Below are 6,134 nucleotides of genomic sequence, written 5' to 3'. Positions count from 1 at the left end.
GATATATACACAGGCATTATTAAATATACAGGATGATGAATATACACAATGGAAAGTGTCAAAACACAATCAACATTATATTTTATTAGCGTTATTGCAAAACTTTCTGGCGAAATTGATTATGATGATTTCAAACAGAAAACAGAGAATATAAATCAAATTCAAGATTATATTAAAACAATAAAAGATAATTATCAGATTAAATGCAAGAACAAGCATCAGCGCGATAAAAGTATCACAAAACTACCATCCCCTACCATTCTTTATGATAACAATGGTCACGCTTTTCTGTTAGCTAATCATAATCAAGAACAAGTACTCATTCAGCGTTTTGGTCATCCTGCACCTGAAATATGGAGCCATGAAGAGCTACAGAAAAATTGGAATGGGAATTGGCTTCACGTCAAAGTTAAACAAGGAAAATTCGATATTTCATGGTTCCAAACGGAATTTATGAAGTACCGTACAATTATCACTTGGGTATTAGTTTTCTCTTTTATTTTACAAATATTAGCGCTAGCCTCCCCCATTGTGATGCAGGTTATTATGGATAAGGTACTTATTCATAATAGTTTATCAACCTTGGATGTTTTAATTTTCGGTTTAATCGTCGCGGCGATTGTTGAAGTCATATTAAAAGGGTTACGAGAGTATATTTATAATCATACCGTCAATCGAATTGACATGACGTTAGGATTAAAGTTAGTTAATCACTTATTGCACCTGCCTATTTCATTTTTTAAAAATCGACAAATTGGCGCCATTGTTACTCGAGTTAAAGAATTGGAAACTATTCGCGAATTCTTAACCAGTAGCTTTTTCACTCTGTGTGTCGATGTTCTGTTCTTGTTCGTTTTCATCTATGTAATGAACTTGCTTTCCAGCACCCTCACTTTACTTTTCCTCTGTTCTATTCCTTGTTATTTATTGGTCGCTTGGTGGCTCACACCGAAAATTGAAGCCGCAGCTCAGCAACAATTTGCCAATATTGCAGTGAATACCTCATTCTTGACAGAAAGCGTTAATGGGATTGAAACCGCCAAGAGCTTATCCATTGAGCCAAGCTTTACCCGTCGGTGGGATAAACAAACGGCAGATATGAGCCAAACCAATTTTGTGTCTGGGCAAATCAGTTCACGCTCTGAACATATTGTCATGGTCATTGAAAAGGTGACGAGCGCTATCATTTTATGGGTTGGTGCATCTGAAGTTCTTGCACTGCAATTGACTATTGGGCAATTCATTGCCTTTCATATGATGGTCAATCATGCAAACCAGCCTCTCGTAAAACTGGTCAAATTATGGGGAGATTATATTCGAACCAAAGTGGCAGTAGAAAAGCTGTCACAGATCATTAATCTTCCGCAAGAACAGAGTAAAAAAGGAAATGAATCTCGACTCAGTGGCAATATTCAATTGCATAACATTAGCTTCCGTTATCAACCTAATATGCCGACCGTCCTCAATAACTTTAACCTTTCAATAAAAGCCGGGGAAACCATCGGTATTGTCGGGACATCGGGATCAGGGAAAAGTACGCTAGCACGATTAATGTTGCGTTTATATACCCCAGAGCAAGGGGGGATCTATCTTGATGGAATGCCGATTTCATCGATTAATCTACCATCTCTACGACAACAAATTGGCATTGTTTTACAAGAAAATTTCCTATTTCATCAATCTGTTTTCGATAACATTGCACAAACTCGTCCCAATGCCTCAATGGATGAGGTTGTGATTGCCGCAAAAATGGCGGGTGCCCACGATTTCATCCTTAAATTACCGATGGGCTATGACACCATTTTAGCTGAAGGCGGATCCTCTCTTTCTGGAGGGCAGCGCCAACGCATCGCCATTGCCAGAACACTGTTGTCGGATCCGAAGATCATTATTTTCGATGAGGCCACCAGCGCCTTAGATGATGAATCCCAAGCTATCATCCAAGAAAATATGCAAGAAATAGCCAAAGGACGTACCGTAATTACTATTGCCCACCGCCTTTCGACGATCCGTAATCACCAGAGAATTATCGTAATGCAGCAAGGGCAAATTGTTGAGCAAGGCAGCCATCAACAATTAATCGAGAACAATCAATTCTATACACATTTATGGACGCTTCAGCAGTCTCTTAAATAATGACACGGATGTTAACCATGAAAAAAAAACCAGCGCTCTCTCGCTATAATAGTTTTCTACCTGCACATTTATCTATTCTAAAAACACCGCCTTCTTATTTGGCATTTACCATAGCCATCAGTATTAGTGTTGGTATTTTTATCGCTATTGCTTGGTCTTATTTTGGCAAATTAGATGTTCAAGCGACTACTCAAGGAAAACTCATCGTTTCGGGTCGCACCCAAACCATTCAAGCTTTTGAATTAAGCCGCTTACAGCAAATTCACGTTGAAGATGGGCAACAGGTAAAGCAAGGGGATCCACTGCTCAGCGTTAAAGTATTAGGCGTAGACCAAGATATCCTTAGTCAGCACTACCAAAAAAACTTTCACGCCAGTGAAGAAATGATCCACCATGCCCTACTCAACCAGCAATCCATTGAAATTTCTGCTTATTACAGCCAGCTATCAGCTGCTGAGCAAGCTCAAGCACAACTCAGCTATCAAACCATTAAAAAAGAGTATGAAACCTTACTCAACGAAATAACCAATGAAATTCAGCTTAATCGCGTTAACTTTCAAGCAAGAGAACGAGAGTTAAAAGACATCAATATCTTAATGAATAATATTAAAAAACGGCTCGATGCGCATACCGCCCTGAGTCAAAAACAGTTAATCAGTCAAAAAGAATTTTTAGAACAGGAGCGCGAATTACTGCTCGCAAGAAAAGAAAAAACCACCAAACAATCCGAACTCTCTATATTAAATAGCCAACATCATGCTTTGCTCGAAAAGCAAGATAGGATTAATGCGCAAAAACACCAAGAATGGCATGAGAAATATCAGCAAGCTAAATTCAAATTTGTTTCTCTTGAACAGGAATTGATTAAAAACCAAGAGAGAAATCAGCTTGAAGTTATTCGTGCTCCAGTAGATGGGACCGTGCAACAAATTGCGGTTTATACCCTTGGAGCTGTATTACAACCAGCACAGCAATTGATGGTTATTGTGCCCAATAATCATGTGCAATTAGCTGAAGTCAAAATACTCAATAAAGATATCGGCTTTATTCAAGAAGGTTTAAAAGCGGATGTCAAAATTGACGCCTTCCCTTATACCCGCTATGGGACTATCGAAGGCGAGGTATTGTCCATTTCCCGCGATAGCACGCAAGATGACAATCTCGGTCTCGTTTATTTAGCGCAAATTGGTTTAAGCAGCAAACAGCTATTGGTGGAAGGCGAGCAAATTGAAATGACTCCAGGCTTGTCTATTGTCGCTGAAATAAAAACAGATAAACGGCGATTAATTGATTACCTGTTAAGCCCAATAAATGAATATACCGCCACAGCCATGAGAGAGAAGTAATCGATGGAACAGCAAAATAACAATGGCTTGGAAGCCTTAATATGGATTGCTAATCATTTTCAAAAAAATGTCACTCAAGAACAATTAATGCATGCCATTGGTATGCAGAATGACTCCCCCACAGATTTTGAAATCAGACAATGTGCACAGATTATTGGTTATGAAACAGAGCTCATTTCTCTCACTCGACAACAGATGCAGGATATTCCATTACCTGCTTTGGTGTTGATTAATCAACGCTGGCATATTATCACCCAAAATTCACCACTCACCGTGATTTCTCCTAAAGGAGACGGTGAGGAATCATGGGATAAATCCACCGAATACAATTACTCCGTCATTTTAATTAAAGAGCAGTTGGAGAAAGAACAAAAAAGAGCGTTTGGCATCAGTTGGTTTATTCCATCTATTATTCGCCAACGTTTTAAACTCAAAAATGTCTTTATTCTTGCCGCAATTGTGCAATTTTTTGCGCTGGTAAGCCCTCTACTATTTCAAAACTTAATCGATAAAGTCCTTGTCGGGCGTAGTTTGCCTAATTTACATGTTCTTGCTTTAGGCATATTAGCTATCGCTATTGCAGAGCCTGTTTACAGCTTTATTCGTAATAAAATTTTCAGTCATACCAGCACCCAAATTAGTGCTGAGCTTTCGGGAAAAATTTATCGTCATTTAATGGCTCTGCCCCTTAATTATTTTAAATTAAGGCCCACAGGGAAAATTATCGCCCGCGTCCGTGAATTAGCCCATATCCGCCAATTCTTAACCGGCTCAACCCTGATGCTGTTTATTGATTTTATCTTTGTGATCCTTTTTATTGCGGTCTTATTTTCGTACAGCAGCGTGATGACATGGACACTGGTAGGCTCGATGGGCGTCTTTTTTGTTCTGTGGATGATCTTAGGTCCAATCATTCGCCAGCAAACTGAAAAATCCTACCAAGCCGATGAAAATGGGCTCACATTTTTAACTGAATCAATAACTGGAATCGAAACCGTAAAAACGACGGCAACTGAAAAATACTTTTTTAAGCGCTGGCAAAAATTACTCAGTCAACAGTTGATACAAGGTTTCAAAGTGTCCATGCGTAGCGTGGTCGCGACCCAATTGATGACATTAGTGAGCAAAATAACCACCGCTGTTTTATTGTGGATCGGCGTAAATGAAGTATTAGCGGGAAACATCAGCCCCGGTCAACTTGTTGCTTTTAATATGTTAAGCGCCCACGTTACTCAGCCTATTCTACGCTTTGCTCAAATTTGGCAAGACTTCCAACATACCATCATATCTCTACGTCGCGTTGGCGACATTCTTGATAAACCTATAGAAAATGAACGCCAAGGCATTGCTAGCTCAAGCACCATTCAAGGGGAAATTGAGTTTCAAAATATCCGCTTTCGCTATCAACCAGAAACCCCTGAAGTGCTAAGTAACCTGACTTTATCCATCAAAGCCGGAGAATTTATTGGTATCACAGGGCCATCTGGTTCAGGAAAAAGTACCCTCACCAAATTGTTACAACGGCTATATATCCCTCAACATGGGCAAGTTATTGTGGATGGAATGGATTTAGCGGTGACAGATACTGTCGCGTTACGCCGCCGAATGAGTGTCGTCCTTCAAGAAAGCACCCTTTTTGTAGGAACAATTGCAGAAAATATCCGATTAAGTTACCCACAAGCGAGCGAACAGCAATTAATCCATGCAGCAAAACTGGCGGGAGCCTATGAGTTTATTATGTCTCTGCCTGAAAACTTTAATTATCATTTATCTGAAAAAGGATTAAATCTCTCTGGTGGTCAACGTCAGCGTATTGCGCTTGCTCGGGCTTTAATTACTGAACCTGATATTTTAATTCTGGATGAAGCCACTTCCGCGCTGGATTACGAATCACAGGGTGTGCAAATATTGATTAACGTTTTATAGCTAGCAAAGCCGCACTACAAGCCAGCCTACATTTTTGCGATTTGCTAATTTATGCTTATTTGTGTCAAATCCTCTCATCCTCACGTCACAATTTCGGCACAGCTCGTCACAGTGATTCACCCTCCGTGCTATACTCCGGTCATTCATTCCCCACAGAAAACCATCATGCACAATCTCGCAGAACTCTCGAAAGAAGATAAAGACAAAGTAAATGTTGATTTATCCGCTTCCGGTGCCTCATACAAAGAAAGAATCGGCAAGCCGGTTATTTATGTAGAATTCGATAGATAGCACAGTGGATACTTTGCTAGTGTTTTAGTGTGAGGTTAACTCATTGCTACTCAGAAACCATCCTTTTACTCGCATTTAGTATTAAATGGGAACCGAAGATCAATAGAAAAAAAAACTATCTTTGATATAATTTCAAACTGTTTAAAAAAAGCCATAACTCCGTGTGCAACAACTCTTATAACACATCATAAGATAGATAAAACAAAAGAGATTTTAAATAAAATGATTAAAGGAATATTTGGCAGTACGGTGAAAACAAAAAAACCGAACTACTTACCTGAGGTGGATGGACTTAGAGCTATAGCGGTTCTTTTAGTTCTTATTTTCCATCTAAACCCAACTGGATTTTTTAGTGGTGGATTGTATTTTAAATATTGGTGCGGTGATGAGTGATGTGAATACAGGGTGTTTCACCGCAGCTCTTCACGCTAATAA

The 6,134-nt window shown here is 39.4% G+C and carries 4 protein-coding genes; all 4 read left to right on the top strand.

The genetic code is table 11. The annotated features are described in order from the left end of the window. Positions 1–48 precede the first annotated feature (48 nt). Genes JK188_RS15900 through JK188_RS18125 form a run of 4 tightly spaced genes read left to right on the top strand, consistent with a single transcriptional unit; the run spans position 49 to position 5,699 of the window. The gene (locus tag JK188_RS15900; RefSeq protein WP_211885120.1) at positions 49–2,136 is read left to right on the top strand and encodes a peptidase domain-containing ABC transporter; all 2,088 of its coding nucleotides are present in this window, start codon (positions 49–51) and stop codon (positions 2,134–2,136) included. 17 nt (positions 2,137–2,153) lie between these two features. Further along, the gene (locus tag JK188_RS15895) at positions 2,154–3,482 is read left to right on the top strand and encodes an HlyD family type I secretion periplasmic adaptor subunit (protein ID WP_249215368.1); all 1,329 of its coding nucleotides are present in this window, start codon (positions 2,154–2,156) and stop codon (positions 3,480–3,482) included. 3 nt (positions 3,483–3,485) lie between these two features. Continuing rightward, complete coding sequence (locus JK188_RS15890) at positions 3,486–5,408, top strand: type I secretion system permease/ATPase (protein ID WP_211885117.1); 1,923 nt, start codon at positions 3,486–3,488, stop codon at positions 5,406–5,408. A gap of 51 nt (positions 5,409–5,459) precedes the next feature. Beyond that, positions 5,460–5,699 carry a DNA polymerase III subunit theta gene (locus tag JK188_RS18125; RefSeq protein ID WP_442959129.1) on the top strand — a complete coding sequence of 80 codons (240 nt, stop codon included), beginning with the start codon at positions 5,460–5,462 and terminating at the stop codon, positions 5,697–5,699. Positions 5,700–6,134: the final 435 nt, after the last annotated feature.

It is taken from the genome of Providencia sp. JGM181 (assembly GCF_018257375.1).
Classification (GTDB): domain Bacteria; phylum Pseudomonadota; class Gammaproteobacteria; order Enterobacterales; family Enterobacteriaceae; genus Providencia; species Providencia lanzhouensis.
Note: the sequence above shows the minus strand (reverse complement) of the source record. Positions and strands in the feature narration are given on the sequence as shown.

What these genes read in the sequence shown, in the direction of transcription:
- JK188_RS15895 (WP_249215368.1), top strand. Translation starts at nt 2,154, where the DNA reads ATGAAAAAAAAACCAGCGCTCTCTCGCTATAATAGTTTTCTACCTGCA.
- JK188_RS15890 (WP_211885117.1), top strand. Translation starts at nt 3,486, where the DNA reads ATGGAACAGCAAAATAACAATGGCTTGGAAGCCTTAATATGGATTGCT.
- JK188_RS18125 (WP_442959129.1), top strand. Translation starts at nt 5,460, where the DNA reads ATGCTTATTTGTGTCAAATCCTCTCATCCTCACGTCACAATTTCGGCA.
- JK188_RS15900 (WP_211885120.1), top strand. Translation starts at nt 49, where the DNA reads ATGGAAAGTGTCAAAACACAATCAACATTATATTTTATTAGCGTTATT.